Annotated in this window: 23 protein-coding genes; 3 read left to right on the forward strand and 20 right to left on the reverse strand. The window is 42.9% G+C overall.

The window, feature by feature from the left end:
- Positions 1–41 precede the first annotated feature (41 nt).
- The 11 genes from OCV96_RS02885 to OCV96_RS02935 form a co-directional block, all read right to left on the reverse strand.
- Complete coding sequence (locus tag OCV96_RS02885; protein WP_262593443.1) at positions 42–233, reverse strand: ATP-binding protein; 192 nt, start codon at positions 231–233, stop codon at positions 42–44.
- A 208-nt stretch (positions 234–441) separates the two neighbouring features.
- Positions 442–969, reverse strand: a complete 528-nt coding sequence (locus OCV96_RS02890) for a GrpB family protein (protein ID WP_262593444.1) — start codon at positions 967–969, stop codon at positions 442–444.
- A 16-nt stretch (positions 970–985) separates the two neighbouring features.
- Positions 986–1,240, reverse strand: coding sequence for an inorganic diphosphatase (locus tag OCV96_RS02895; protein WP_262593445.1), 255 nt, complete (start codon positions 1,238–1,240; stop codon positions 986–988).
- A 65-nt stretch (positions 1,241–1,305) separates the two neighbouring features.
- On the reverse strand, positions 1,306–1,740 hold the full coding sequence (locus tag OCV96_RS02900) for an NUDIX hydrolase (RefSeq protein ID WP_262593446.1): 435 nt from the start codon (positions 1,738–1,740) through the stop codon (positions 1,306–1,308).
- Complete coding sequence (locus tag OCV96_RS02905; protein ID WP_262593447.1) at positions 1,740–2,375, reverse strand: HD domain-containing protein; 636 nt, start codon at positions 2,373–2,375, stop codon at positions 1,740–1,742. Before OCV96_RS02905 ends, OCV96_RS02900 begins: the two co-directional genes overlap by 1 nt.
- 335 nt (positions 2,376–2,710) lie before the next feature.
- Positions 2,711–3,004, reverse strand: coding sequence for a VanZ family protein (locus tag OCV96_RS02910; protein ID WP_022152819.1), 294 nt, complete (start codon positions 3,002–3,004; stop codon positions 2,711–2,713).
- Positions 3,005–3,023: 19 nt separating this feature from the next.
- A complete protein-coding gene (locus tag OCV96_RS02915) occupies positions 3,024–4,802 on the reverse strand; it encodes a hypothetical protein (RefSeq protein ID WP_118731123.1) in 1,779 nt (592 codons plus the stop codon).
- A 14-nt stretch (positions 4,803–4,816) separates the two neighbouring features.
- A complete protein-coding gene (locus tag OCV96_RS02920; RefSeq protein ID WP_262593450.1) occupies positions 4,817–5,362 on the reverse strand; it encodes an RNA polymerase sigma factor in 546 nt (181 codons plus the stop codon).
- An 871-nt stretch (positions 5,363–6,233) separates the two neighbouring features.
- Positions 6,234–8,975: a M56 family metallopeptidase gene (locus tag OCV96_RS02925; protein ID WP_262593451.1), complete on the reverse strand. Its 2,742-nt coding sequence runs from the start codon at positions 8,973–8,975 to the stop codon at positions 6,234–6,236.
- Positions 8,976–8,977: 2 nt separating this feature from the next.
- Positions 8,978–9,340, reverse strand: coding sequence for a BlaI/MecI/CopY family transcriptional regulator (locus OCV96_RS02930; RefSeq protein WP_118550078.1), 363 nt, complete (start codon positions 9,338–9,340; stop codon positions 8,978–8,980).
- 142 nt (positions 9,341–9,482) lie between these two features.
- Complete coding sequence (locus OCV96_RS02935) at positions 9,483–9,662, reverse strand: MerR family transcriptional regulator (protein ID WP_118550084.1); 180 nt, start codon at positions 9,660–9,662, stop codon at positions 9,483–9,485.
- 417 nt (positions 9,663–10,079) lie between these two features.
- Here OCV96_RS02935 and OCV96_RS02940 point away from each other — a divergent pair, with 417 nt between their 5' ends.
- Both OCV96_RS02940 and OCV96_RS02945 read left to right on the forward strand, forming a co-directional pair.
- Positions 10,080–10,616 (forward strand): helix-turn-helix domain-containing protein, encoded by a 537-nt coding sequence (locus OCV96_RS02940; RefSeq protein WP_118550190.1) that lies wholly within the window; start codon positions 10,080–10,082, stop codon positions 10,614–10,616.
- Positions 10,613–10,771 (forward strand): hypothetical protein, encoded by a 159-nt coding sequence (locus tag OCV96_RS02945; protein ID WP_182430305.1) that lies wholly within the window; start codon positions 10,613–10,615, stop codon positions 10,769–10,771. The genes OCV96_RS02940 and OCV96_RS02945 overlap by 4 nt, the downstream gene beginning before the upstream one ends.
- A 191-nt stretch (positions 10,772–10,962) precedes the next feature.
- Here OCV96_RS02945 and guaA read toward each other — a convergent pair whose 3' ends face one another.
- Both guaA and OCV96_RS02955 read right to left on the reverse strand, forming a co-directional pair.
- Positions 10,963–12,507, reverse strand: coding sequence for a glutamine-hydrolyzing GMP synthase (gene guaA / locus OCV96_RS02950; RefSeq protein ID WP_227064791.1), 1,545 nt, complete (start codon positions 12,505–12,507; stop codon positions 10,963–10,965).
- 63 nt (positions 12,508–12,570) lie between these two features.
- The gene (locus OCV96_RS02955; RefSeq protein ID WP_425609802.1) at positions 12,571–13,425 is read right to left on the reverse strand and encodes a polysaccharide deacetylase family protein; all 855 of its coding nucleotides are present in this window, start codon (positions 13,423–13,425) and stop codon (positions 12,571–12,573) included.
- Between the two features lie 134 nt (positions 13,426–13,559).
- Between OCV96_RS02955 and OCV96_RS02960 the strand changes: the two genes are divergently transcribed.
- Positions 13,560–15,371, forward strand: coding sequence for a S8 family peptidase (locus tag OCV96_RS02960; RefSeq protein ID WP_262593453.1), 1,812 nt, complete (start codon positions 13,560–13,562; stop codon positions 15,369–15,371).
- Here the strand turns inward: OCV96_RS02960 and OCV96_RS02965 are convergent, their stop codons facing one another.
- The 7 genes from OCV96_RS02965 to glmS all read right to left on the reverse strand — a co-directional run bounded on the left by OCV96_RS02965 (position 15,372) and on the right by glmS (position 24,898).
- Positions 15,372–15,608, reverse strand: coding sequence for an Lrp/AsnC family transcriptional regulator (locus OCV96_RS02965; protein WP_117467568.1), 237 nt, complete (start codon positions 15,606–15,608; stop codon positions 15,372–15,374).
- Between the two features lie 275 nt (positions 15,609–15,883).
- A complete protein-coding gene (locus tag OCV96_RS02970) occupies positions 15,884–16,609 on the reverse strand; it encodes a hypothetical protein (protein ID WP_262593454.1) in 726 nt (241 codons plus the stop codon).
- 63 nt (positions 16,610–16,672) lie between these two features.
- Positions 16,673–18,544 carry a heavy metal translocating P-type ATPase gene (locus tag OCV96_RS02975; RefSeq protein ID WP_117467564.1) on the reverse strand — a complete coding sequence of 624 codons (1,872 nt, stop codon included), beginning with the start codon at positions 18,542–18,544 and terminating at the stop codon, positions 16,673–16,675.
- Positions 18,545–18,568: 24 nt separating this feature from the next.
- Complete coding sequence (locus tag OCV96_RS02980) at positions 18,569–18,787, reverse strand: cation transporter (RefSeq protein WP_117467562.1); 219 nt, start codon at positions 18,785–18,787, stop codon at positions 18,569–18,571.
- 654 nt (positions 18,788–19,441) lie between these two features.
- Positions 19,442–21,025 (reverse strand): ATP-dependent Clp protease ATP-binding subunit ClpX, encoded by a 1,584-nt coding sequence (gene clpX / locus OCV96_RS02985; RefSeq protein ID WP_262593455.1) that lies wholly within the window; start codon positions 21,023–21,025, stop codon positions 19,442–19,444.
- 382 nt (positions 21,026–21,407) lie between these two features.
- Positions 21,408–22,871, reverse strand: coding sequence for a S1C family serine protease (locus OCV96_RS02990; protein ID WP_262593456.1), 1,464 nt, complete (start codon positions 22,869–22,871; stop codon positions 21,408–21,410).
- A 200-nt stretch (positions 22,872–23,071) separates the two neighbouring features.
- Positions 23,072–24,898, reverse strand: coding sequence for a glutamine--fructose-6-phosphate transaminase (isomerizing) (gene glmS, locus OCV96_RS02995; RefSeq protein WP_022313599.1), 1,827 nt, complete (start codon positions 24,896–24,898; stop codon positions 23,072–23,074).
- Position 24,899 lies beyond the last annotated feature (1 nt).

The following is a 24,899-nucleotide window of genomic DNA, read 5'->3' on the forward strand; positions in this document are numbered from 1 at the left end:
ATCTATCACAATAAAATTATTGCGGCACTGTTTTATTGCTTCTAAAAAGTCATCTGATTTGTAATTAATAATTTGATAGCATTGTATTCCTCTGTAAGTCTTATATCTTTCAACAATCCATAAAGAAATGTCTTACCTGTACCACTATCTCCACCAACAAGAGTAATTCTATCATCAAATTCCAAATTGTATGAAAATGGATCTGCTTTAAATATAATACCTTTATAAATCATATACATCCCCTTTCATACTCTATCGGACACTATAATCTTATGCCGTAACAACTACATCAGATTTATTAAATCAACTTTATGCATCATCTGTGATATTAGAAATCTCAGTATACACATTTTAATAATATTATGAGTAAAATCAAAAATTATATTATTATCATAACATATTCTTTAAATAATTTCTCAAACTATCTTTTTTACACAAAGTTTATCCATTCAGCTGGTTATCAAGAATAATGTCTATCATGTCTTGCTTTCCATGAGTGTATGCCACTCTATTATCTGCATACTTACTTTCCAGTTCTTCCTTTACCTTCTGATACTGCAAAGCCATATTCTCATTATCATTTAGATAATCTCTGAAATGAATATAATTTTTCCACTCAGTTCCGTTCCATTTCACAATATGAATATGGTGCGTTCTTGTATCATTTTCCATATCGCCCATTACATAAAGAAGCTGACGTTCCACATCTGAACCGCGATAAAATATTCCCACTTGTCGTAATTGCTCATTATGTAACATTACTTTATCAAAATCAGTTACCCCAACGACAATATCAATAATCGGTTTTGCTTTAATTGCCGGTATTGCTGTACTTCCAATATGCTGTATATCAATAGCATCATCTCCTAATATAGATTTAAGTATTTTGATTGTTTGAATGGCAGCCTCATCCCACCGTTTATCATGTGGTTCAAGCTGCACTATTCCTCTTTTTAATCCTAATGACATAGCAATCTCCTTCATATTACATCACAATTTCACTGTCGAAATATTGTTCCTGAAAATGAATCTGTCTCCTGATTTCTTCCTTTGAAAAAGTTACTCCGTCAGGCACAACTACCCACTTTTCTTCTATATCATCTTTTCTATAAACAATGGCAATAATTTTACCTGTAAACTTGCAAACTGGTTCATTTACACCCAATATATAAGCGTCCTGCTCTTCTCCATCTGGTGCCATAACTCCTTCAATGTAACCATAATTTATTGGATAATACATATCCTTATATTCAGGATGATAACTTCCTAATGGTCTATCGACTGTGAAAGTTACTGTTGCTCCAATTATAGAATTATTTTTACCTGTAAATACTTCTCTATCAATTTCGGCTGTATCAACGGATATGTCCAGTTCTCAGGCAAATCATCCATAAGCACAACTTTCTCCATTTCGCTATGTAATTCTTTCGCAAACTCTGTTATCTCTGCAAAGCAAAGCAGTCCAAATGTTTCTTCACCAGTATCATTTACTCTAGTCTTACCTGTCACCGAATATACGCATATTGGTTTTATCTCAAATTTGATAGCCTCAGTCTCTTCCTGCAACTCCCTTTTAGCTGTTTCAAAAATATCCTCCCCAGCTTCTCGATGCCCTCCCGGCACTTCATAGGTATCTCTTTCTTTATGCTTACAGAATACCCACTTGCCGTTGCTCTGTGAGATTATTACTGCAAACTTCAATAGTTCATCATTAACTGTATCATAAAATTTTACTTCCATCACATTTTCCCTTCCCATTCTATCATAAACTCATTAAGAAATTCCTGCATTACAGCCTGTCTGTGTTCTGCCAGTTTCTTTCCCTCAGTCGTATTCATCATGTCTTTCAACAAAAGCAACTTTTCATAGAAATGATTGATGCTTGTAGAATCTTGATTATTCCGATACTCTTCTTTGTTCATTCCCATTTTAGGTTTTATTTCCGGATCATAAATCTTTCTTCCCCTACTACCACCATATGCAAGTGTTCTGGCAATTCCAATAGCTCCTATAGCATCAAGTCTGTCTGCATCCTGCACACATTTTCCTTCTATGGTATCAGGTACGACGGAATCAGTTCCTGCAAATGAAACCTCATCTATAATTTTACATACAACCTTTATTATTTCCTCATCTACCTTATTTGCCATCATAAAATCAACTGCATTTTTCTTGGCAGCATAAGTGTCCGGAGAAAGCTTAATATCGTCCACATCGTGTAACAGAGCTGCCAACTGCACTGTTTTAACATCTGCATTTTCCTGTTTTGCGATTTTAGTAGCCAGTTTATATACTCGTATCGTATGATAATAGTCATGACCACTACTGTCTCCCGAAAATATACTTTTTATAAATCTCTTTTCATTATCTGTCATCTTTTCTCCTAATCAACCTAGCAAAGCAATATATTGATTTACGAAAGTCATTACTTCACCCACAAATAGAGCCATTTGATAAAACAAATGCCGGAAACCCGCATAAATACAGGTTTTCGGCATTTTAATCCGTTATTCAAACTCGGCAAGTTGATGCTTTAACTTAAACTATTTTGTTTAGGTTTCGTTTAAAATCTGCCGATATTTTACCTCATTTGCACATTTTATTTTGGCTTACTGATTTTCTGTTGCCAAAGTGTTGCTATGAAGATATTATAGCATAGGACGTGATAAAATCAATCGACATTTCAATAAATGCAACTTAATCTAAAACCTTATCTCTCTTTTAGCAAAACATGGTTAACCAGCCCAAATGTCCCATATCCACTTAAAACACCAACCATATTAAGAATTATATCATCTATATCAAAACTTCCCAATCGTGTCATATACTGAAAGATTTCTATAAACAATACTGCAAACATTCCTACTAAAAATACTTTGAAAAATGCTTTAATTCGGGGATATGCAATAGGCAAAAGAAAACCAAAAGGAATAAATGGCAACAGATTTCCCAAAAGATTTTTTAATGCCCACCAAATCACTTTTTCTACTTGATTTTTATTCATAGTAATTTCTCCCGAAAAATCACATTCTATTTTTCAAGTAGCATTGCGCAAGTGCCTCTAACAGATTGTCATCAGCGTATATCTTATCATAATCGCTAATAGAAAGAGTCGTAATCTGCTCTCCACTCCAGAGACTCGCCTCACTTTTCTCATAAGTTTGGCGGTCCACCTTTTCTCCAATAATCTCTTTTACATAACCTGTGTTTTCATCTCGTATAATATCCGAAACATTGACATAATACTCAACATTAAATGTGGCGTCTGCATACTCTTCCTCAACATAATTATAAATAGCATGTAACATTTCAATATTAGCATTCGACGAGGTACAGGTCAAGGTATCCAAATCCCATACATCCATTTTAGACATGTGATCATTTACATTATCAATCATATCTGTCTCGCTATTATATGTTGTAAAATCATATATATAATAATAATCGCAATAAACCATACCCTTTCGTTCTACATAGCTAAAAGGTTTATTATATCCGTAGAAATCATCTATCGTTTCTGCACCCGGCGTCAGAAGTACCGCTTCTCCATTTTTATAAGTGTATAAGTAATTTCGCAAATTACATCTATCATCATAATCCAAATCAGTACATCCGTGACTAAATAACATTTCTGGAATTTCATCATCATTCAGATATATAAAACAGACATTTGCATAGTAACGTTCGGGATTTTCATAATAGGTACTATTTTCTCTATAATACTCCCTCAAAATATCCTCATAAGCTTTTAACCATTGCTGGGATAAGATTTCATCATCTACTTTTACATCGGAATCCAAGGTTATAATTCTTTCTCTTTCCACATATTCTATATAAGGCCAATCACTTCTTATCCCACGCTCTATCTCATCCTCTATTCTTTGTCTACAATAATCAACTTTTATTTGAAAATCAATTAGCTCTAAAAGCTGTTCATCGCTCAATTCATCATTCGGAAAATAAAAAGTACAATTATTAACACAAAACGCTATATCTTCCCCACTATATTCACTCTCCTTTTGAATGATAGGCATTGTGTTCTCCGGCTGCTTTTCTCCGCTTTTATAAAGCATTTTCAGAACTTTTCTTCTTCCCAATTCATCAAAGGATAACTCTCTATTGTAAAAGCTAGTCTCCGTATTGGCAGAACTATAATTTATGTATAATTCATCAACCTCCTGCATGGTCATTTGTTCTAAAGCATTCAAATAGTACAAAGGGTTGCTCGCTTTCACATATGCCTCATAATCAACATATCGTCCCAGCAGATTAAATACCACAAGCTGAAGGATTTCTTCGTCCGTCATTTCCTGCATAGGAAGGTTTAAGATACCCTCTTCTTTAGAAAACGCAATTCCCTCTCCATTGTATTCATCTTTTGAAGAAATAACAGCAACTTCTCCCTCCGGCTCTGCCATATCTCTACAATACAAATCATATAATTCGCTAAAACGTCTCTCCTCATCTGCAGACATAGATCTGGACATATATTTACTATCATACTGGAAGATATTCTCATACAAATCAATAACTTCTTCAGCTTCCATGTTTCTTATTTTTTCTAAATGACTTATATAGGCTTTTACAGATAAAAAAGTACCACCCGATAACAATACAACTGCCCCGAATACAACTGCAATTTTAGCAAGAGCATTCACATTTTTCCATTTAGAAATTTTCACAATATTTTTATCTGTTTCTTTTTCCATTTTAATTTGTTTAATAGCATTCTGATATCCTTCCCATACAACATCAGGCACCTGCACATTATCACTAATTTTTTTGTATTCATCTATTTTCATAAGCAAACCTCCAACTAATCCATTGCTCTTACCGTAAGAATCTGTTCCAGTTGCTTCCGCCCTCTGACCATTCTACTACGGACATTCACTTCTGTTATATGTAGCATCCTTGCAATTTCTTTGGTAGAAAACCCATCCACATAATACAGTTCCATAACAATCTGGTACTTTCCATTTAAATTACTTAATATTTTTCTCCATTCATTGGTAAAGTAATGATCCTCATGTATAAGTTCCGGAAACTCTTCAAGTGGAACAACCTTTTTTCTTTCTTTCAAAATATCTTTGCATTGATTTATTAGTATTCTAGTGAGCCACGTTCCAAAATACTCTTCGCTTTTCAGTTGTCCAATTTTTTGCCAGCATTTAAGAACCGTTTTCTGTATTGCATCTGCAGCATCTTCTTCATTATGCAGCATAGAAATTGCGACACGATACATTCTTTGTAATTGTGGCTGTATAAGCTGTTCAAACGCATCCGGATTCTTATTTTTAGCATCTTCAATAAGACTCATCGCCCTCTCCTTTCCAAACTTGATAAGCACTAAAATATAATTCATATCAAGTTCTTTGTTTCTGTCTATTAGACACTTGAAACATGCATTATGTGACAAATAAATCAATTTATAATTACCAAAATTTTCAACAAATAAATTTTCACTACTTTATCCCTTATCAGCAGAGTTTTTCCACCTCAAAGCAGATTTTTTATATTTTTAAGTAACCAGACATGATATCGTTTGCAGTTATAATGGTAAATCAAATCACTAATTTGTAAAATATTCTCTCATGGACTTTTTTCGTCAAAACATATTCTCTGACGGACTTTTTTTCTTTAAGTACAATTAATCCATACTTAAACCAATAAATATGTCTCTACAAACACTGTCGGCGTCATCAGGTAACATTGTGGCAATACTGGCACATTGTGTGTTAAAAACTTTCTGTGCGATTAATTCTATAACCAACCCACAAATTACGGAAGTAACACCACTGGTGTATTTTCACTAATTTGCACCAGTTTTTGGTGCTTCATATAATTGGGATAATTTTTGAAAATAAAAAGAAATGTGATAATAGAAAATACCTATGACACTTCTGTTTAGTACTTATTAATATCTGTGGTACTATCAAAACAGGTATCATATAGGTATCACGATAAAAGAAAAAGCCCCATAAATGGCTTGTTTACGCCATTTATGAAGCTCTGTTTACTATTCAAACTCGGCAAGTTGTTTATTTAACTTAAATTGTTTTGTTTAAGTTTTATTCAAAATCTGCCGGTATTTTACTTTATTTACAAATTTTATTTTGGCTTACTGATTTTCTGTTGCCAAAGTGTTGCCATGACTTATTATACCAAGTTTGTCAAATAAAGCAACTCTCTCTAACAAGAAATCAAGCAGACACACCAGAAACTGATTCTTTATGTCAATCAATCGTTTTCATTCCAATAACTATTGTCCCTGACAAACTATCTGCACTATTACTGCTTAAGAAACTCTTGGAAACCTGCTCATATGTAATATGCTGATCATTCGTAAGCACTATAAATTGTGTACCATGCGCTGCGTTGGGATCCTTTCCTGTCAAGACAATGTAATACTCAAAAAACATATCACCATCGACAACATATCCTCCGTCAACTTCTTCATACACCACACCCAGATTTTCATCTTCTTTTGAAATTCCCGGAGCCATTCGACTTTGTGAATCTGTATTATTATGTTGCAAATCGTCTACAATACCACTGCTTTGTACAATTGTTATAGCACTGCCATTTGTTTCATATGATCGAATGATATTTATGTTCTCATCTGTCATCTCAGTCAATTCTACCTCCAATCTCAAGGGATTTTCCCTAATGGCGGAGGTAACTACAAATGGTAATTTCCCAGCAACCATATCTGCCGAAATTCTCTCCTGCAATGTTTCAACATATGCCCTTGATGGTGTTTCATTTGATTGTGTGAATTCCATGATAGTCTTCAATTCCATATACCCTGTATCGTAGCCACAATCAAGGATGCACTCCCGCCATAGAGGTGCATCATCATATGCATAAACATAGGTAAATAAAAACTTTCCATCCGATGTCGGTTCTAAAACAGGCTGTCCATCCGGTGCACCTGAATAAAACCAGGGAACATATGCAAAGTTCCAATGATCCTCTCCTTCTTTTTTATCATTCAGGAGTAAACCAAAAGCGCCATATTCTGCGCTCATAATACCATAGACTTCATATTCATCAGTATCATCGTTTGCCATTTTTATTAATACATCCGCATCCTCCTTAAATTCCACAGTATTATTCCAGGAATATGCATTTTCCAAACCGACTCTGCTAACAACTTCTGATAAAACATTATGGTAAATCGAATTTGTTTCTTCAAATATTGTATGGTATGACGACTGAATATCCATCGCATATCCCAGTTCCCCAATTGTTGTATCGTTTACCAGACAATAAAACTTGATATCACCATCTTTTTCATATGGAGCACGCTTTCCGTCAAAAACAACTTGATCTGAATACTTATCCCTATATAAGTCATAACCATCCAAATTGTACGGTTCCCTCCACATCTGATTATCCGCCACAGAATAAACATACATCATATTACTAGATACCGGACTTAATAAAACCTTTGAGCCATCTTCTGTGGCAACTATTTCACATGCATTATCACCTTGCGTATCATTGCACCCTATAGGAGCCAAATCAACACTTCGAATGATTTGGCTTTTTGTTACATCATATACAAACAAACCATAGTAACCGCCAAAGATGAACATACTTTCATCTGCATAATACATAGTACTTCCATCTGCTCCGGTAGTAGCTGACAAATCGATGGTCGGTACACTTACCTCTATTATATCCTGCAAAGGCGCAATTTCCGCAGTAGTGTCCTTATCTGCTGCAATTCGAACCTCCACATCTTTTACAGTCACATGAACTGTTTTTTCTTCTGCTGTATCATTACTTGCATAAATACCTACTTGAAACCATCCTCCTTTCTCAACCTCCATTTTGGCAGGCATTCCCGGCGTCGCATACACAGGCTCATCATAGGCATTTTCTTCCTTTACCTCAACACCCTTCAGTTGGATTGCGGTATCTCCGACATCCTGTCCTACTAAAAAGGAAACAGTTTTCCCTTTCGGCGATATCTCCTCATCTGCAAAAACAAGTGCCCCTTCACACTCTGCCGGAATATGAAATGTTATTTCATATGTATTATTTTGAGGGTTTGTTAAAAATAATACAGAAGTCACCAAAATTGAAATGACCGCTACTGCAATAATCCAAAATGTAGGTTTTTTATAATTCAAAATAGATTTTATTCTTTCTTTTACTCCTACTTCACCAAAAGCAAGCGGACACGCCAATACATGTTTTTCTGATTCACTAAACGAAAGAAGAACTTTGGAATAAATCTTCTTCTGCTTTGCATCCATATCTTTAATCACTTTCTCATCACATGCCAGTTCTATATCTCTGCAAAAAAGAATATATGCCAGCCAGCATAGCGGATTAAACCAGTACCCTGAAAGTAAGCCAAAACCAAACGGCTTCCAAAAATGATCCAAGCGTTTTAAATGTGCTCGCTCATGGGCTATTACACTTTCCTTTTGTTCTTCATTCATTCGGGAAGGTAAATATATACGTGGCTTGATTATTCCAAAAATAAAAGGAGAATCTATCCGGTCACAGATATATATGTTTTCCGTTGTACGTATAGACAGTTTCACTCTTCTCCATATCTTCAAGCAGCTTCCCAAAGCGTATACCGCCAGGATAACAACGCCACCCAACCAAATGATTGAAAAAATATGGAGAGGATCCGTGTTTTTCTTTTCTACTGTTACCACTTCATGATCATAGCTTTCCGCATATCCCTTTACATAACGATCAGAACCCGTCGTTTTCGATAGAACATTTGGCATTCCTACATAGTTATCCATGCTCACAACTTCTGCATCCGGAGCCAGACTAAATTTGCTTTCAATAGAAAACGGACATACAAGCCTTATTGCTACCAACGCCCATAAGAGGCATTTGATCGACTTTGGAGATTTATTAAGTATAAAGCGAAGCAACAAAACTACAGTTATAAGAATTGATGCCTGAATACTTAAATTAAGCAATTTTATAAATATACCTTCCATACCTACTCCTCCTCAAAGGAATCTATCATCTGCCTGATTTCATCTATTTCAGCTTTGCTTAGTTTTTTACGTGTAGTAAACGCTGCTAAAAAGGCTGGCAAGGAACCCTCAAATGTGTCTTCCACAAATTTCTCACTTTGAGCGGCACCAAACTCAGCTTTTGTCATAAGTGATGATACGATTCCATTTTCATTCTTAAAGATTCCACGTTCACATAGACGCTTAAGCATTGTATACGTAGTTGATTTTTTCCACTCCAACTCTTTTTCACATATCTTAACAAGTTCGCCGGATGGAATGGGTTCATGGTTCCATATAATATCGGCAAACTGTGATTCAACATTTCCAAGCTTCAATTCTACCATAGCAACCTCCTTTGATCTAACAGTATTAGACCGCTTATTGATATAAGTCTAATATCGTTAGACCATATTGTCAAGTATAATTTCATCATTGTCTTATTTATAATCAAATTGTTCAAATCATATTTTTTAAAAACAGTTTAGTCTATTCGCTATAACAAAGCTTCTTTCGGAAGAAATTGGTGTTTACCCTGCCAGATACAGTCAGATAACCAAGTTTCTGCAATTCTGTATTCAGCTCTCTTACAACCTTATAGGCATAAGACTTTGATACGCCCAGTTCATTTGCAACTTCTTCCACCGTCATAAATGATTTGTTCTCCATACAACCTCCTCCTTTCGTCATTATTTGTTGTTCGCCGTTCTCCCTCACTGGTTCCTAACAGGTTGCCTTGCGTGGTACTTTGTCGTGTTTCCATCCCTTCGTACGCTCGCTTTCGGTCATCGCATATTTTTCCGGATGGTATCTGCTCGGACGGTCATTCAGTTTTAACTTAACTTAATTTGTTTAAGTTTCTGTTTGTATGATACTAAACATTTTCCGTTAAGTCAAGTGGTTTGCAGAAAAACCTTAAACATTTTTATTTAAGTTCTTCTTGCTATCCTCATTAACACATGTTATACTCTACTTAAACATTTCTGTTTTACCTAACAGATAAATGGCAACAACATGACAGGAGGCAATGCCTCTGCTCCAGCAATGGCAGTCGCATTTTCCTTCGGAAAACAAGGAGGCATTACTATGGCAATCGGGCAACGAATTCGATTTTTTCGTAACAGAAAAGGCATGACACAAAAGCAGCTTGGAGAAGTCCTCGGCTTTCTTGGCAAAACTTCTGATGTCCGTATGGCGCAATACGAATCAGAAGCAAGAGTACCCAAGCATGACCTTGTAAAAGAAATGGCTGGTATCTTTGATGTTAGCACTCATGCACTTACCGTACCGGATATAGATACCTACATCGGTCTTATGCACACCTTTTTCGCATTGGAAGATATGTATGGACTGAAAATTGACGAAATGGATGGAGAAGTAGTCTTACGTCTGGATAAGTCCGACTATTCTACCTATTCCTCAATGGATAAAATGCTCCGTGCATGGCTCACCGAAGCTAAGAAGCTGGAGACTGGCGAAAGCACCAAAGAAGAATATGATGACTGGCGTTACAAATATCCTGAACTGGATACACACCAAATCTGGGCTAAGGTTCCTTCACAAGAACTTTTTGATATGTTAGAGAAAGAACTCAAGAATACTAAAAAAGGAGAACAGACATGAAAATTAATATTCCTAACACAGTTCCATCAAAACCATTACCACAAGCATCTTCATCTGATGATAACAACGCTCCTTGGGAACATGACACAACCCGTCAGGAACGGGATCATGTAATAATTGATGAAAAATTAGATACGGAACTTGACTTAGATTAATTTCCACAAAATAAGCATGAAAAAACCTTACCAATTTTCAGTTGTCATATCTGAAAATCAGTAAGGTTTTCTTATGCTCATAAAGTAATCTTATTCATTGAATAAGGAAAAACTGTTGCCAAATCGTTGCCAACACTTAAACATTTTTGTTTGGAAGCCGCATAAATACTGGGTTCTTTTGGCACTCCACCTTATTCAAACTCAATCGTCCCGGGCGGCTTACTGGTAATATCATACATTACCCGGTTCACATGGCTCACCTCATTGATGATCCTGCTGGTCACCTTCTGTAATACTTCATAAGGGATCTGTGCGCTCTCTGCGGTCATGAAGTCGATCGTCTTCACGGCTCTCAGTGCGATGGCGTAATCATAGGTTCTCTCATCACCCATAACGCCTACGGATCTCATATTGGTCAGGGCTGCGAAGTACTGGTTGATCTCGCGGTCCAGACCTGCGTTGGCGATCTCCTCGCGGTAGATGGCATCTGCATCCTGTACGATCTTAACCTTCTCAGCGGTCACTTCGCCGATGATACGGATACCCAGTCCGGGGCCGGGGAACGGCTGACGGAATACCAGGTGCTCCGGGATACCAAGCTCCAGTCCTACCTTACGGACCTCATCCTTGAACAGATTGCGCAGAGGCTCGATGATCTCCTTGAAATCTACATAGTCGGGCAGACCGCCTACGTTGTGGTGGGACTTGATCACTGCGGATTCGCCGCCCAGTCCACTCTCTACCACGTCGGGATAAATGGTTCCCTGTACCAGGAAATCCACGGCACCGATCTTCTTCGCCTCTTCCTCGAAAACGCGGATGAACTCTTCGCCGATGATCTTTCTCTTATGCTCCGGCTCGGATACTCCGGCCAGCTTGCTATAGAAACGCTCCTGCGCATTCACACGGATAAAGTGCAGGTCATAATTACCGTTGGGACCGAAGACTGCTTCTACCTCGTCGCCCTCGTTCTTACGGAGCAGGCCGTGATCTACAAAGACACAGGTCAACTGCTCGCCGACTGCCTTGGATAACAGTACTGCTGCCACGGAGGAATCCACACCACCGGACAATGCGCACAGGACTTTACCATTGCCGACTTTCTCGCGGATCGCCTTGATGGACTCTTCCACGAAGGAATCCATCTTCCAGTCACCGCAGCATCCACAGATGTTGCGTACGAAATTATACAGCATCTTGGAGCCTTCCACGGTGTGAAGTACTTCCGGATGGAACTGGATTGCATACAGTCCGCGCTCTACACACTCTGCTGCTGCCACGGGGCAGTTGGCTGTGGTAGCCACGGCACGGAAGCCGGGAGCCAGCTTGGAGATATAGTCGAAATGGCTCATCCAGCAGATCGTATTCTCGGATACATCGGAAAACAGCTTGGAACTGCGGTCTACCTTCACCTCAGTCTTACCGTATTCCCGAACGGCTGCACGCTCTACCTTACCCCCCAGCACATGGGTCATCAGCTGTGCGCCGTAGCAGAGTCCCAATACAGGAACTCCTAAGTTAAACAGATCCTCGGAGCAGGTAGCTGCACCGGGTTCATAGCAGCTTGCAGGGCCGCCGGTCAGGATGATTCCCTTGGGATTCATCGCTTTTATCTTATTCAAGTCTGTCTTGTAAGAGTAGATCTCGCAATAGACATTGCATTCTCTGACTCTTCTGGCGACCAGCTGATTGTACTGTCCGCCAAAATCAATGACAACTACCAGTTCTTTTTCCATGGTTGTCCTCCAGTATATTTTTCTGTCCTCTATTATAGGGTATGGTGCAGGGGAAGTCAAACCCTACTGCACCAGTTCTTCCAATTTTCCGAAGGTATAACCCATTTCTTCCCATTTTGTGAGAAGTTCATCCAGAATCTCCCCATTGGTCTTCGAGGTATTATGTAACAGCACCACCGCTCCGGGATGGATCCTGTCTATCAGTTTGGAAAAAGCTTCCTCGTGGCTGGGCTGGGCATCCACATTCCAGTCCACATAAGCCAGACTCCAGAAAAAGGTGGAATACCCCAGATCTTTTGCCATCTGCAGATTGGTCTCACTGTATTTTCCCTGAGGAGGGCGGTAATACATGGCCATTTCCGTGCCGGTGGTCTCCTGAAAAAGAGTTCTCACGTCGTCCATCTCTTTCTGAAAAACTGCCGGATCTGAAATCTTTGACATATCATAATGATGGTAGGTATGATTTCCTACAGTATGCCCCTCCTCCACCATGCGTTTCACCATCTCCGGTGCTGACTCCAGAAAATGTCCCACCACGAAAAAAGTAGCCGGTGCGTCATGTTTTTTCAATGCATCCAATATTTGGCTTGTATTACCATTTTCATATCCGCAATCAAACGTGAGATATATCTTTTTCTCCCCGGCACCTCCTACATAATAGGCATTATATTCCTTTAATTTGTCCGAGGAAGCCGTACCGCTGGGCTGCGTTCCTTCCGAGCCGAATCCCAGTCCCCAGTTCTCCGCGGAGAGCAGTGCCTGAGTATTCTCCAATGCACTCCCCGCCGTCTCCCGGATGCTCATCTCCCGCTGAAGATGCAGTCCGAAAGCAATGGCCCCAATGCTTCTCCCGAGGAAAAACATTGCCAGCAAAAAAACACACAGCATCAACCCGTTCTTACAATGCTTCTTCACCATTGCCGCTCCATCTTTTCCGAATTCCCATACTTTTGTGAAAATAGACTGTTCCCACATCGTACGATCCCCTACCGGTATTTCTACCTTCTTTTTCCTGATATTCACAATATTCTATGTGATACAGCTTTTCCCTTATGCCACGGATCAGTTCTGTGGAAATGCACGGAGAGATCACCTGTTGTATATATTATAAAAATGAATTCTTCGGAGCACCGCCCATGGACTGCAAGGAAATGATCCTGTCAGAGGACACTTATGACATTATCACAGACTTTTCCGCATCGGAATTTCTGGGAGATGACAATGATTGTTATGAACGCATCGGAGAAGATTTTTTGATTTTGTATCTGGGCAATCTGGGAATCCGCAATCCGAAAATTGATTTTTTCCCCTATCACAATATGCCGAAGCTTTATGGGCTCATGCAGTTATCTCCCTCCGGTGAGACGCCACCCGGTGTCGCTCCCTTTGATCCGGCAGACCTGATCGCCAGTGGAATCACCCAGGTACAGCGTCCGCCCCTAAGTCTCACGGGACAGGGCGTGATCCTGTGTTTTATCGATACCGGGATTGATTATCAAAATCCTGTGTTTCTGGACGAGAACGGCAACAGCCGCATCCTGGCGATCTGGGATCAGACGGTTCAGACCGGGATACCACCTGAGGGGTTTAAATATGGTTCTGAATACCGCAGAGAGGATATTAACCTGGCGCTGCGCTCCGAGGATCCTTATTCCATCGTTCCCTCCCGGGACGAAAACGGACACGGCAGTATCCTCGCCGGAGTCGCAGCCGGCAGTGTCGTCAGACAAGGCAATCCTTATATCGGTGCTGCACCGGGTGCCGACATCGTCGTGGTGAAGCTCAAGGAATGTAAGCAATATCTGCGCAGCTTTTATCTGGTGCCCGAGGGTGTTCCCGCCTATCAGGAAAATGATATTATGCTGGGCATCAAATACGCGGAATCCTTCGTGCAGCTCTTCGAGCGTCCGGTAGTCATCTGTCTGGGGTTGGGCACGAATCAGGGGGATCACGCAGGAAGCTCCGCTCTGTCCCGGTATCTCTCCTCCCTCGCCGTCCGCAGGAGCCGCGCCGCCATCGTCTGTGGTGGAAATGAAGGAAATGCCTCCCACCATTATCATGGCATGTTAAGCAGCCAGACTCCGGAGGGAACCGCCCGGGATGTGGAGATCCGGGTCAGTGAAGGCTGTATCGGTTTCTGGCTGGAGCTTTGGGGCGCTCTGCCGGATGCTTTTAATCTGAGCATCCGCACTCCCGGTGGGGAAAATATTCCCGAACTGCGCCTTGGGTTGCAGCAAAGCGTGACCTATTCCTTTATCTACGAAAAAAGCAGAGTCACTATCGACTCTGCTCTTGTGGAAGAAAATTCCGGTGAAGAACTGATCCTTGTACGCATCCAGGATCCTACCCCCGGTATCTGGACCTTTCGTGTCTCTGCTTCCGGTAATTTATATAACGGTAATTTTCACATGTGGCTGCCTATCACAGAATTTCTGTCTACTCCGGTATATTTTCTCAATCCGGATCCCGACATGACTCTGACGGAGCCCTCGATGGCTCCGGAGGTTCTGAGCGTTTCTACTTACAACGCGGAAAACAACAGTTTTTACGCAGAATCCGGCAGAGGCTTTGGGCGCACCGGGCAGATCCGTCCGGACTTATCCGCTCCCGGAGTCAATATCTCCACCATCGACGGACGCCGTACGGGAAGCAGCATGGCTGCCGCTATCACTGCCGGAGCTGTGGCTCAGTTTTTCCAATGGTCAGTCATTGAAGGCAATAACCGGCTGGCGGAAAGCCGGGAGATCCGCAGTTATTTCATACGCGGTGCCGTGCGTACACAGGGTCTGAACTACCCCAACCGGGAATGGGGCTACGGCAGGCTGAATTTAGAGGAGACCTTCAATGCCCTGCTCCGGGTATGACTATATGATCTCCTGCAGGGCATAGACCGGCTGCACACTGCAGACACCGTTAATCTTACGCACGCCGCGCTCCAGTTTTTCCAGTTCCTTTTCCGAGGTCACATCCGCTTTTACGAGGAAATCATATTCCCCCTCTACCTGATAGCAGGATGTGACTTCCGGTTGCTGTCGCATTCTTTCCATAAATCCCGCATGATATTTTTTATGCTGTACCGTTACCTCTAAAAATACCTCCATAAGCCACCTCTCTTCTCAAATCTTTTACTTGATCACCGAATAAAAAACGCTTGATGATGTATCTTCGTCAAATACAGCCTCCTGTGCAGGCACAAATCCGTGTTTGACTCATTGTATACATAAAAAGAGGAAAGACACCGTACACACGATATCTTTCCTCTTTGAAAGTGATTGCATCATACCATATTCTTTCTATACTTACAAGTCGTCTGATAAATCTTATCAGAATTTTAATATTTCGGACAATACTTTCTGCCGATTTGTACGCTATAAGCCTATTTTACATCCGCTTTGGAAAAAATTCTGGCATATCCATAAGACAACGGACGGTCCGTCATATCCGCAAATCGCAAAGGAAAATTCTCTTTTTCCTCCATGCGATTCGGGCAGTCTCTCCTGCCGCACCCCAGACAGATTCCGGCACATTTGGTAAAAGCATCCTTTGTCAGTTCCGCATAAAATACCACACTTTTCTTCGGAATCATGCAGTAAGCTTCATTACAGGTAACGGGCATCTGCAATTCCCACAAAAGTACGGGCAGATTTTCCAACTGCAACCGGTCATTTAATTTTTTTTCCGAGCTTCCGGATTCCCCGGCTACTGATCCTAGAAAATACAATCTCGCCACATGCAGTTCTCTGTGGTCAGCAACCCATTTCGTATAGGCCTGATAGCTTTCTAATAATAATTCACTGGACAGTACTTCGATCATATAACTCTCTGTCAGAAATCCGTTCTGCAAATACTTTTCCTGCAGTTCATCGATCCCTTTTCCCAGAGTAATACCTACAGCCAAAAAAGACTGATCCCTCCCGGGAAAAGTCTCTTGGATTTCTCTGTCCTGCCATCCCGCTTCTGTCTCCAGGCAGGGGATCATCTCACCTGCCAGCCTCTTCAGATTGGGGTATTCTTCCGGATCATAATGATATTTTTCCATCACACTGTGCAGAAATTGTTCGTTCCTGCACAGTGCTGTAATTTCTGAAAAAAAAGTCTGCATGTCCACCTGTTCTCCCGGAATACCGGTGATCTCATGACGCAGGCATATTTTGCCTGCATCCGGTTAATTGTTTTTAATGCGCAGGCATCTGATGGCATTGAGCACAGCCAGTACCATAACTCCTACGTCTGCGAAGATAGCAACCCACATGTTGGCGATACCCAGCGCACCCAGGATCAGGCAGATGGCCTTAACTGCCAGCGCAAATACGATGTTCTCGTAAACGATGCGCAGACATTTCCGGGAAATCCGCATAGCCAGAGCGATCTTGGCAGGATTGTCATCCATCAGAACCACATCCGCTGCCTCAATGGCCGCATCTGAGCCAAGGGCTCCCATGGCGATACCGATATCCGCACGGGAAAGTACCGGTGCATCGTTGATACCGTCACCCACGAATGCCAGTTTTTCCTTCTCGCTCTTGTCCTGCAACAGCTTCTCCACGCAGCTTACCTTGTCTGCGGGAAGCAGTTCACTGTGTACCTCATCCAATTTTAACTCACCGGCCACATGTTCTGCAACTGTTTTGCTGTCACCGGTCAGCATGACGCATTTCTTCACACCGGAATTCTTCAGAGATGCAATGGCTTCCTTCGCACCATCCTTGATCACATCAGAGATCAGGATGTATCCGGCATATTTTCCGTCTACCGCTACATGTACCACTGTACCGACACCGGTATTTTCCGTATAGGACAGATTCAGGCTCTTCATCAGTTTCGCATTACCGGCCGCTACCTGCTTGCCATTTACTTTGGCAGTAACGCCGTGTCCGCTGATTTCTTCCACATCACTGACGTTGGACGCCTCCAGCTCCTTGCCGTAAGAAATCTTCAGGCTCTTGCTGATGGGATGGTTGGAATAGCTCTCCGCATATGCAGCATACTCAAGCAGTTCATCCTCTGTGAAATCCCTGCCGGGGTAAATACCCGTCACATCGAATACACCCTTGGTCAGGGTACCGGTCTTGTCAAATACCACATATTTGGTCTCAGACAGCGCTTCCAGATAATTGGACCCCTTCACCAGAATACCACAGGCACTTGCTGCTCCGATTCCTCCGAAGAAAGAAAGGGGAATGGAAATGACCAGTGCACAAGGGCAGCTGATTACCAGGAAAGTCAGGGCACGAATGATCCACGTGCTCCAGGCTGCCGGATTGCCCATGATCAGGTTGATCACAGGAGGCAGGATGGCCAGTGCCAGAGCACTGTAGCAGACTGCCGGGGTATAATATCTTGCGAACTTCGTAATAAAGTTCTCAGACTTGGACTTCTTCATACTGGAATTCTCTACCAGATCCAGAATCTTGGATACGGTGGATTCTCCAAATTCCTTGGTGGTACGGATCTTAAGTAATCCGGTCAGGTTCACACAGCCGCTGATCACATCCTGATCCACTGTGATCTCTCTGGGGACGCTTTCACCGGTCAGGGCACTGGTATTCAGTGTGGATGTACCTTCCACTACCACACCATCGATAGGAACCTTTTCACCGGGACGTACCACAATCACGGTTCCGATCTCTACATCATCGGGATCTACCTGCTCTAAGCTGCCGTCCTCTGCCTCAATGTTGGCATAATCCGGGCGGATATCCATCAGGGCGCTGATGTTCTGACGGCTCTTGCCCACAGCTACCGCCTGGAACAGTTCACCGATCTGGTAGAACAGCATAACGGCCACGCCTTCGGAATACTCTCCCAGTCCCATGGCACCTACGGTAGCTACCGCCATCAGGAAATTCTCATCAAACACTTCACCGTGCATAATGCCCAGAACGGCTTTTCTGAGAATATCATAGCCGATCACCGCATAGGGAATCAGGTACAGCAGTCCCAGCCAGATCCCTTCCAGAGGTACAAAATGCAAAATAATTAACAGTACTGCCGCCACAATGATGCGGACCAGTACTTTTTTCTGTTTCTTTGTCATAGCTTCCTCTTTTCCGAGAGCATCCTATAAATAGATCTCGCAGTCATCCTCTACTCTCTTGCAGGCTTTTACCACGTTCTCCATAACGGCCTTCTCATCGCTGCCATCGGCAAATTCCACCTTCATCTTCTGGGTCATGAAGCTGACGGTTGCATCGGTAACACCCTCTACCTTCTTCGCTGCATCCTCCATCTTCAGAGCACAAGCTGCACAGTCTACTTCGATCTTGTAAGTTTTCTTCATGGTAATATCCTCCTCTTTCTCCATTCGCATTTTTTGTTTAGTTGCTAATGATTTGCATTTAGTTTTAATATTCATTCATATGAACCACTGTTCATATGTTTATATTACCATATGCCTGGAAAAAGTCAATACTGTTTTTAAATGTTTTGTAAATTGAGAGTTAGTGAAATAATCCCGTAGCCCTTGGCAGGGTATAAGAAACGCGGCACGCTCGTACTTTAGTACGATGCGCTCCTGTCGCAGAGCGTAGCGGTACATAAGCGGTCACAATACGACCGCAATGCGTCCCTTGGGACGCTATGGTACCGACGTCTGCTTACGGCACTGCTTATTCTTATACCCAGCCGGGGCTACTGGTTTTTGAAAGCTTTCCAAAACGCAGAACTCCCGGAGTATGCGGTGCCATGTCGAAGATGTTTGTCGGAGGATGTTGATATTTTCTAGAAAAGTGCTGAAAGACAGGGGGAAAGCGGACACGATGTCCGCGTCAGCCGATTGTCGACATGGATGTCGACTGTAGGCGGCCCCGTCATGACGAGAACCACTCATCACTTTTCGTAGAAAATTCACATCTGGAGACCTTACATCGAGACATGTGTATCGCATGCTCCGGGAGTTCGTGGATTTTGCCAATGTATTTCACTAACTCTCAATTTATTTCTCTTCCACCGGAATCTGCTTCAGATTCTCCACGGGTTCCAGGATCTCATTACTGCGGATGTCGATGATGGGGCCGCCGGTTCCTTCAATGTACTCTCTGGTAATGGTAACCCTTCCGATGTTATCATCCTTCGGGATCTCATACATGATATCCAGCATGAAGTCCTCGATGATGGAGCGCAGGGCTCTGGCACCGGTATCACGCTTCATTGCCTTCTCGGCAATGGCATCCAGGGCATCGTCTGTGAACTCCAGTTTTACCTCATCCAGCTCCAACAGCTTCTGGTACTGCTTAAGAATCGCATTCTTCGGCTCTTTCAGGATCTTCACCAACATATCCTTTGACAATCCCTGTAAAGTACAAATGATCGGCAGACGACCGATAAATTCCGGAATCATACCAAACTTGCGGATATCTTCCACAGTAACCTTGGATAAAATATCGGTATCTTTATCGTATTTATCCTTCAGTTCCGAGTTGAAACCGATGGATGCGGTCTTGGTCAGGCGCTCCTTGATGATCTCGTCCAGATCAGGGAACGCACCACCGCAGATAAACAGAATGTTACGGGTGTTCACCGTTGCCAGAGGTACCATGGCATTTTTGCTGTTGGCACCTACCGGCACCTCCACTTCCGCACCTTCCAGAAGCTTCAACATACCCTGCTGTACACTCTCTCCGCTGACATCCCGGGAGTTGGTGTTTTTCTTCTTGGCGATCTTGTCGATCTCATCGATGAAGATGATACCTTTTTCCGCCTTTTCTACGTCATTGCCCGCCGCTGCCAGCAATTTGGATACCACGCTCTCGATATCATCACCGATATAACCGGCCTCAGTCAGAGAGGTGGCATCAGCAATAGCCAGAGGCACATCCAGAAGTTTTGCCAGTGTCTTTACCAGATAGGTCTTACCGGAACCGGTGGGGCCGATCATGAGGATGTTGGACTTTTCGATCTCAATCTCATCCATAGTGTCAGTGGCCACTCTCTTGTAATGGTTGTATACTGCTACAGAGATGACCTTCTTGGCTTTTTCCTGTCCTACCACGTATTCATCCAGACTGGCCTTGATCTTATGAGGTGCCGGAATGTCCTTGATATTGAATACCGGTTTGGGACCTTCCGCCTTCTTTTTCTTCTTGAGTTTCTGCTTGTTGGGAATACCGCCGTCTCCCTGAAGATCCGCCAGATTCACAAAACTGATGTTGGGGAATCCGTTCTGTCCGTTAAACTGGTTGAAATCATTGGGATTGTTCAACATTCCCTGATAATCGAACTGGCTCACAGTCTCCATGGTCTTGTGCATGCAATCATCGCAGATGCAGATATGGTTGGGCAGCTTGAACATTCTGCCGGCTTTGCTCTCCGGTCTGCGGCAGATAAAGCAGACATCTTCGTATTCGCTGCTGTCCTTTTTGTCCTCTGACTTTTTTTCGGTGGAATTTTCTTTTGCAGTATCCGCCACCTGTGTGTTTCCATTATTTTTTTCGTTATCCTGAGTTTCACTCACATCGGTCTCTGTTTTTTCCTCCTCAGGGATCACTTCTCTATAATCATCATTATAATTATCTGTCATGTTATTCTCCTCTTTGTTTCCTACCACTATTCCGCAGTGTATCTCGGTAACACTTCGTGTTCCCTCGATATCCGGGCTTCGCCCTATCATCCCCGGCTCCAAAGCATCTTCGCAGTGTATCTCGGCAACACTTCGTGTTCCCTCGATATCCGGGCTTCGCCCTATCATCCCCGGCCATTATGCAATAATGCCTGCAAGCAGTCATATTGCATAATACCCGTGTCTGACACTTCTCATTGCCTACGCTTATTATACTCAATGAAGTAGCGGGGCACAAGTTAAGTTTTTCTAAACCATTTATAACTATTCATATTTTGGTAAATATTACAAGACCCGGGCAAAACCATATGTCTCGCCCGGGTCTCTTTCCATTTCCTTTTATTTACCTGTTATTTCTTTTTTTCTGGCTTGCAGGTCTGCTGCCCAGTGTCAGATTCAGCTCGATGGATACATATTCACCGTTCTGAGGTCTCTGTACCGTTACGGTTACGGAATCACCGGCCGCATAATACTGTAACGTTTTCTGCAGATCAGAGTAGGAAGAGATACTGCTGCCGTCAAATTTGGTAATGATATCACCTTTCATGATACCGGCATTGGCTGCTGCGCTGCCTTCCTCTACAGATACTACATAGATACCTTCCGGCATGTTGTACATCTGGGAGATCTGGGAAGTTACTTCCTGCAGGGAGATGCCGATGTAACCGACTTCATCCTCAGCTACCTTGGTTCTGGTCTGACGCTCCATCAGATCTGCAATGATAGGACTTGCCGAAGTAATCGGGATAGCATATCCCATACCTTCTACGGCAGTACCACCGATCTTGTTGGAGTTGATACCGATAACCTCACCATTCATGTTCAGCAGTGCACCGCCGGAGTTACCGGGGTTGATGGCTGCGTTGGTCTGGATGAAAGTACCGGTAGAGCCGTTCTCCAGACCGGTAGAGCCGTTCTCCAGAGTGATCTCACGATTCAGGGCACTTACAATACCGTTGGTAACAGACTGACCATAGCCAAGGGCATTACCGATAGCGATGACCGGCTCACCAAGCTTCAGATCATCACTGCTGCCAAGTGTTGCTACTGTAATAGCATTCTTGGTATCATCACTCAGATCATTTAAAGATACTGCGATCACTGCCAGATCCATGTCGGAATCCAGTCCTTTGACCTGTGCCTGTGCTTCACTGCCATCGATAAAAGTAACGGTCAGAGTATCTGCACTCTCTACTACATGATTATTGGATACGATCAGCAGTTCATCATCGGTCTTACCTACAATGATACCGGAACCACTGGCTGCTTCTTCCTGTGTGTACTGCTGTCCGAAGACATTGGCTGTCTCGGTAAAGTTATTTACGATGGATACCATGGCAGGCATTACTTTTTCTACCACATTGGATACATCGGACTCTACATAAGTAACATTGGTAGCCAGCTGTGCACTCTGGGTACTTTCTGTCGTTGCCTCAGAAGCGATCTCATCTACCACTGCGGTATCTGTGCTGGTCGTAAACATCCCGGTTCCCTGCTGTACTGCATAGAAACCGATTCCTGCGAACAGTCCGAAGAACAATCCCAGGCTGACACTTACCATTGCCTTCCGGAAGTAACCGCCATGTTTTTGGGTTTTCTTAGGCTCCGTATTGTTGCTGCCTGTGGTTCCGCCCATCTGATAAGTGGTGTAACCATTCGTGCTTCCTGCTGCACTCTGGGTAGTACTATGATTTTCATAGCCATAACTGTTTTCTGTTCTTGTCTCATTCAGATCTGCTCCACTGAATGTACCGGTTGTATTTTCATTGCCGGTTCCGTAACCGGAAAAATTATCATTCTCGTACATATTGCTTCCTCCTATCCTGTTGCAAGTGAGAAACTCTTTTTACCATTACCTGTTTCATTTCTTCCTCTCACCTTATGAACACAGTATATCCGTCAATTGTGTCCGAATTGTGATAACTTTCTGAAGCAATTATGAATCCTGAAAAAACAGAGAGTCTGTTCTGCCTGCAAGCAGTCTCTCTATGGGTAAGTTATTACACTCTACTCAACAGTAACGGATTTTGCCAGGTTTCTGGGTTTATCCACGTCACAGCCGCGTCCCACTGCCACATAGTAGGAGAACAACTGCAAAGGAATGATTGCCAGAGAATTGGTAAAGTACGGATTGGTCTCGGGGATGTATATTACATAATCCGACGCTTTCTCAATGGCCTTGTTGCCTTCAATGGTGACTGCCATAACAAAGGCTCCTCTTGCTTTTACTTCTACCATATTACTGATGGTCTTCTGGAACAGATCCGGCTGGGTTGCCAAAGCCACTACCAGCGTACCATCTTCGATCAGAGAAATCGTACCATGCTTCAGTTCTCCGGCTGCATAAGCCTCGGAATGAATATAGGAGATCTCCTTCAGTTTCAAGGATCCTTCCAGTGAAATCGCGTAATCAATACCGCGTCCGATGAAGAAGATATCTCTTGCTCCCACGTAACGGTTGGCAAAATGCTGGATCTTCTCCTTCTGTCCCAGAAGCAGTTCGATCTGATCCGGCAGGCATCTTAAATCTGTCAGCATACCGGCGAACTTCTCCTGATCAATAGTACCACGTACCCTGGCGAATTTCATAGCCAACATGTAAAGTGCAGTTAGCTGTGCACTGTAAGCCTTGGTGGTAGCCACTGCGATCTCGGGACCTGCCCAGGTATACATAACACTGTCTGCCTCTCTGGCAATGGAGCTTCCCACCACATTGACAATGCCCAGTACCTTGAAGCCCCTTTCCCTGGACTCTCTCAGTGCTGCCAGAGTATCTGCCGTCTCACCGGACTGGCTGATGACAATGACCATATTACCCTTCTGAAGAATCGGATCACGATAACGGAATTCACTGGCCACATCCACTTCTACCGGGATTCTTGCCAGACCCTCGATCACATATTTTGCGGTAACTCCGGTATGATATGCGGAGCCGCAGGCCACAATATGGATCTTCGTAATCTCTTTGATCTCTTCATCACTCATGTTCAACTCTTCGATCACAATATCATTATCCTTGATTCTCGGAGAGATGGTATCGTTGATGGTCTTCGGCTGCTCATAGATCTCTTTCAGCATGAAGTGCTCATATCCAGCCTTTTCTGCCGCATTGGCATCCCAGTCAATGGTCACCGGCTGCTTCTCGATCTCTTCCTCATCCACGGAGAAGAAACGCAGACTACCCTGCTGTAATTCCACAACTTCCTGATTGTCTACATAATATACGGTTCTGGTATATTTCAATATCGCAGGAACATCGGAAGCGATAAAGCTGCCGTTGTCGCTCTTTCCTACGATCAGCGGGCTGTCCTTGCGGGCTGCAAAAATCTTATCCGGCTGATCTGCAAACATGATCCCCAGCGCATAAGAGCCTTCCACACGATGAAGCACCTTCGTGATGGCTTCCAGAGGATTTCCCTTGTAATAATAGTCTAACAGATGTGCCAATACCTCGGTATCAGTCTCGGATACGAACTGATACCCCTTATCCTGCATCTTTTTCTTCAGGGGAATATAGTTCTCGATAATGCCGTTGTGTACCACGGCAATGGTTCCCGCATTGTTCATATGCGGATGGGAATTGATATCGCTGGGAGCTCCGTGAGTTGCCCAACGGGTATGTCCGATACCGGAGGTTCCTTTCATATTCTCTCCGCCGTGGGTCAGGTTCTCCAGAACCTTAAGTCTTCCCACTGCTTTTCTGGTGTTGATCTTCTCACCGTCAAAAATCGCCATACCTGCGGAATCATATCCACGGTATTCCAACTTGGACAGACCGTCCAGAATGATCGGTGCTGCCTGTTCTGTTCCAATATAACCTACAATACCACACATA

Origin of the sequence: Waltera acetigignens, assembly GCF_025567015.1 — a bacterium.
Taxonomy (GTDB): Bacteria; Bacillota; Clostridia; order Lachnospirales; family Lachnospiraceae; genus Acetatifactor; species Acetatifactor acetigignens.

Coding starts and splice junctions, on each gene's coding strand:
- OCV96_RS02885 (WP_262593443.1), bottom strand. CDS start 233: ATGATTTATAAAGGTATTATATTTAAAGCAGATCCATTTTCATACAAT.
- OCV96_RS02890 (WP_262593444.1), bottom strand. CDS start 969: ATGTCATTAGGATTAAAAAGAGGAATAGTGCAGCTTGAACCACATGAT.
- OCV96_RS02895 (WP_262593445.1), bottom strand. CDS start 1,240: ATGTATTATCCAATAAATTATGGTTACATTGAAGGAGTTATGGCACCA.
- OCV96_RS02900 (WP_262593446.1), bottom strand. CDS start 1,740: ATGGAAGTAAAATTTTATGATACAGTTAATGATGAACTATTGAAGTTT.
- OCV96_RS02905 (WP_262593447.1), bottom strand. CDS start 2,375: ATGACAGATAATGAAAAGAGATTTATAAAAAGTATATTTTCGGGAGAC.
- OCV96_RS02910 (WP_022152819.1), bottom strand. CDS start 3,004: ATGAATAAAAATCAAGTAGAAAAAGTGATTTGGTGGGCATTAAAAAAT.
- OCV96_RS02915 (WP_118731123.1), bottom strand. CDS start 4,802: ATGAAAATAGATGAATACAAAAAAATTAGTGATAATGTGCAGGTGCCT.
- OCV96_RS02920 (WP_262593450.1), bottom strand. CDS start 5,362: ATGAATTATATTTTAGTGCTTATCAAGTTTGGAAAGGAGAGGGCGATG.
- OCV96_RS02925 (WP_262593451.1), bottom strand. CDS start 8,975: ATGGAAGGTATATTTATAAAATTGCTTAATTTAAGTATTCAGGCATCA.
- OCV96_RS02930 (WP_118550078.1), bottom strand. CDS start 9,340: ATGGTAGAATTGAAGCTTGGAAATGTTGAATCACAGTTTGCCGATATT.
- OCV96_RS02935 (WP_118550084.1), bottom strand. CDS start 9,662: ATGGAGAACAAATCATTTATGACGGTGGAAGAAGTTGCAAATGAACTG.
- OCV96_RS02940 (WP_118550190.1), top strand. CDS start 10,080: ATGGCAATCGGGCAACGAATTCGATTTTTTCGTAACAGAAAAGGCATG.
- OCV96_RS02945 (WP_182430305.1), top strand. CDS start 10,613: ATGAAAATTAATATTCCTAACACAGTTCCATCAAAACCATTACCACAA.
- guaA (WP_227064791.1), bottom strand. CDS start 12,507: ATGGAAAAAGAACTGGTAGTTGTCATTGATTTTGGCGGACAGTACAAT.
- OCV96_RS02955 (WP_425609802.1), bottom strand. CDS start 13,425: ATGGTGAAGAAGCATTGTAAGAACGGGTTGATGCTGTGTGTTTTTTTG.
- OCV96_RS02960 (WP_262593453.1), top strand. CDS start 13,560: ATGCCACGGATCAGTTCTGTGGAAATGCACGGAGAGATCACCTGTTGT.
- OCV96_RS02965 (WP_117467568.1), bottom strand. CDS start 15,608: ATGGAGGTATTTTTAGAGGTAACGGTACAGCATAAAAAATATCATGCG.
- OCV96_RS02970 (WP_262593454.1), bottom strand. CDS start 16,609: ATGCAGACTTTTTTTTCAGAAATTACAGCACTGTGCAGGAACGAACAA.
- OCV96_RS02975 (WP_117467564.1), bottom strand. CDS start 18,544: ATGACAAAGAAACAGAAAAAAGTACTGGTCCGCATCATTGTGGCGGCA.
- OCV96_RS02980 (WP_117467562.1), bottom strand. CDS start 18,787: ATGAAGAAAACTTACAAGATCGAAGTAGACTGTGCAGCTTGTGCTCTG.
- clpX (WP_262593455.1), bottom strand. CDS start 21,025: ATGACAGATAATTATAATGATGATTATAGAGAAGTGATCCCTGAGGAG.
- OCV96_RS02990 (WP_262593456.1), bottom strand. CDS start 22,871: ATGTACGAGAATGATAATTTTTCCGGTTACGGAACCGGCAATGAAAAT.
- glmS (WP_022313599.1), bottom strand. CDS start 24,898: ATGTGTGGTATTGTAGGTTATATTGGAACAGAACAGGCAGCACCGATC.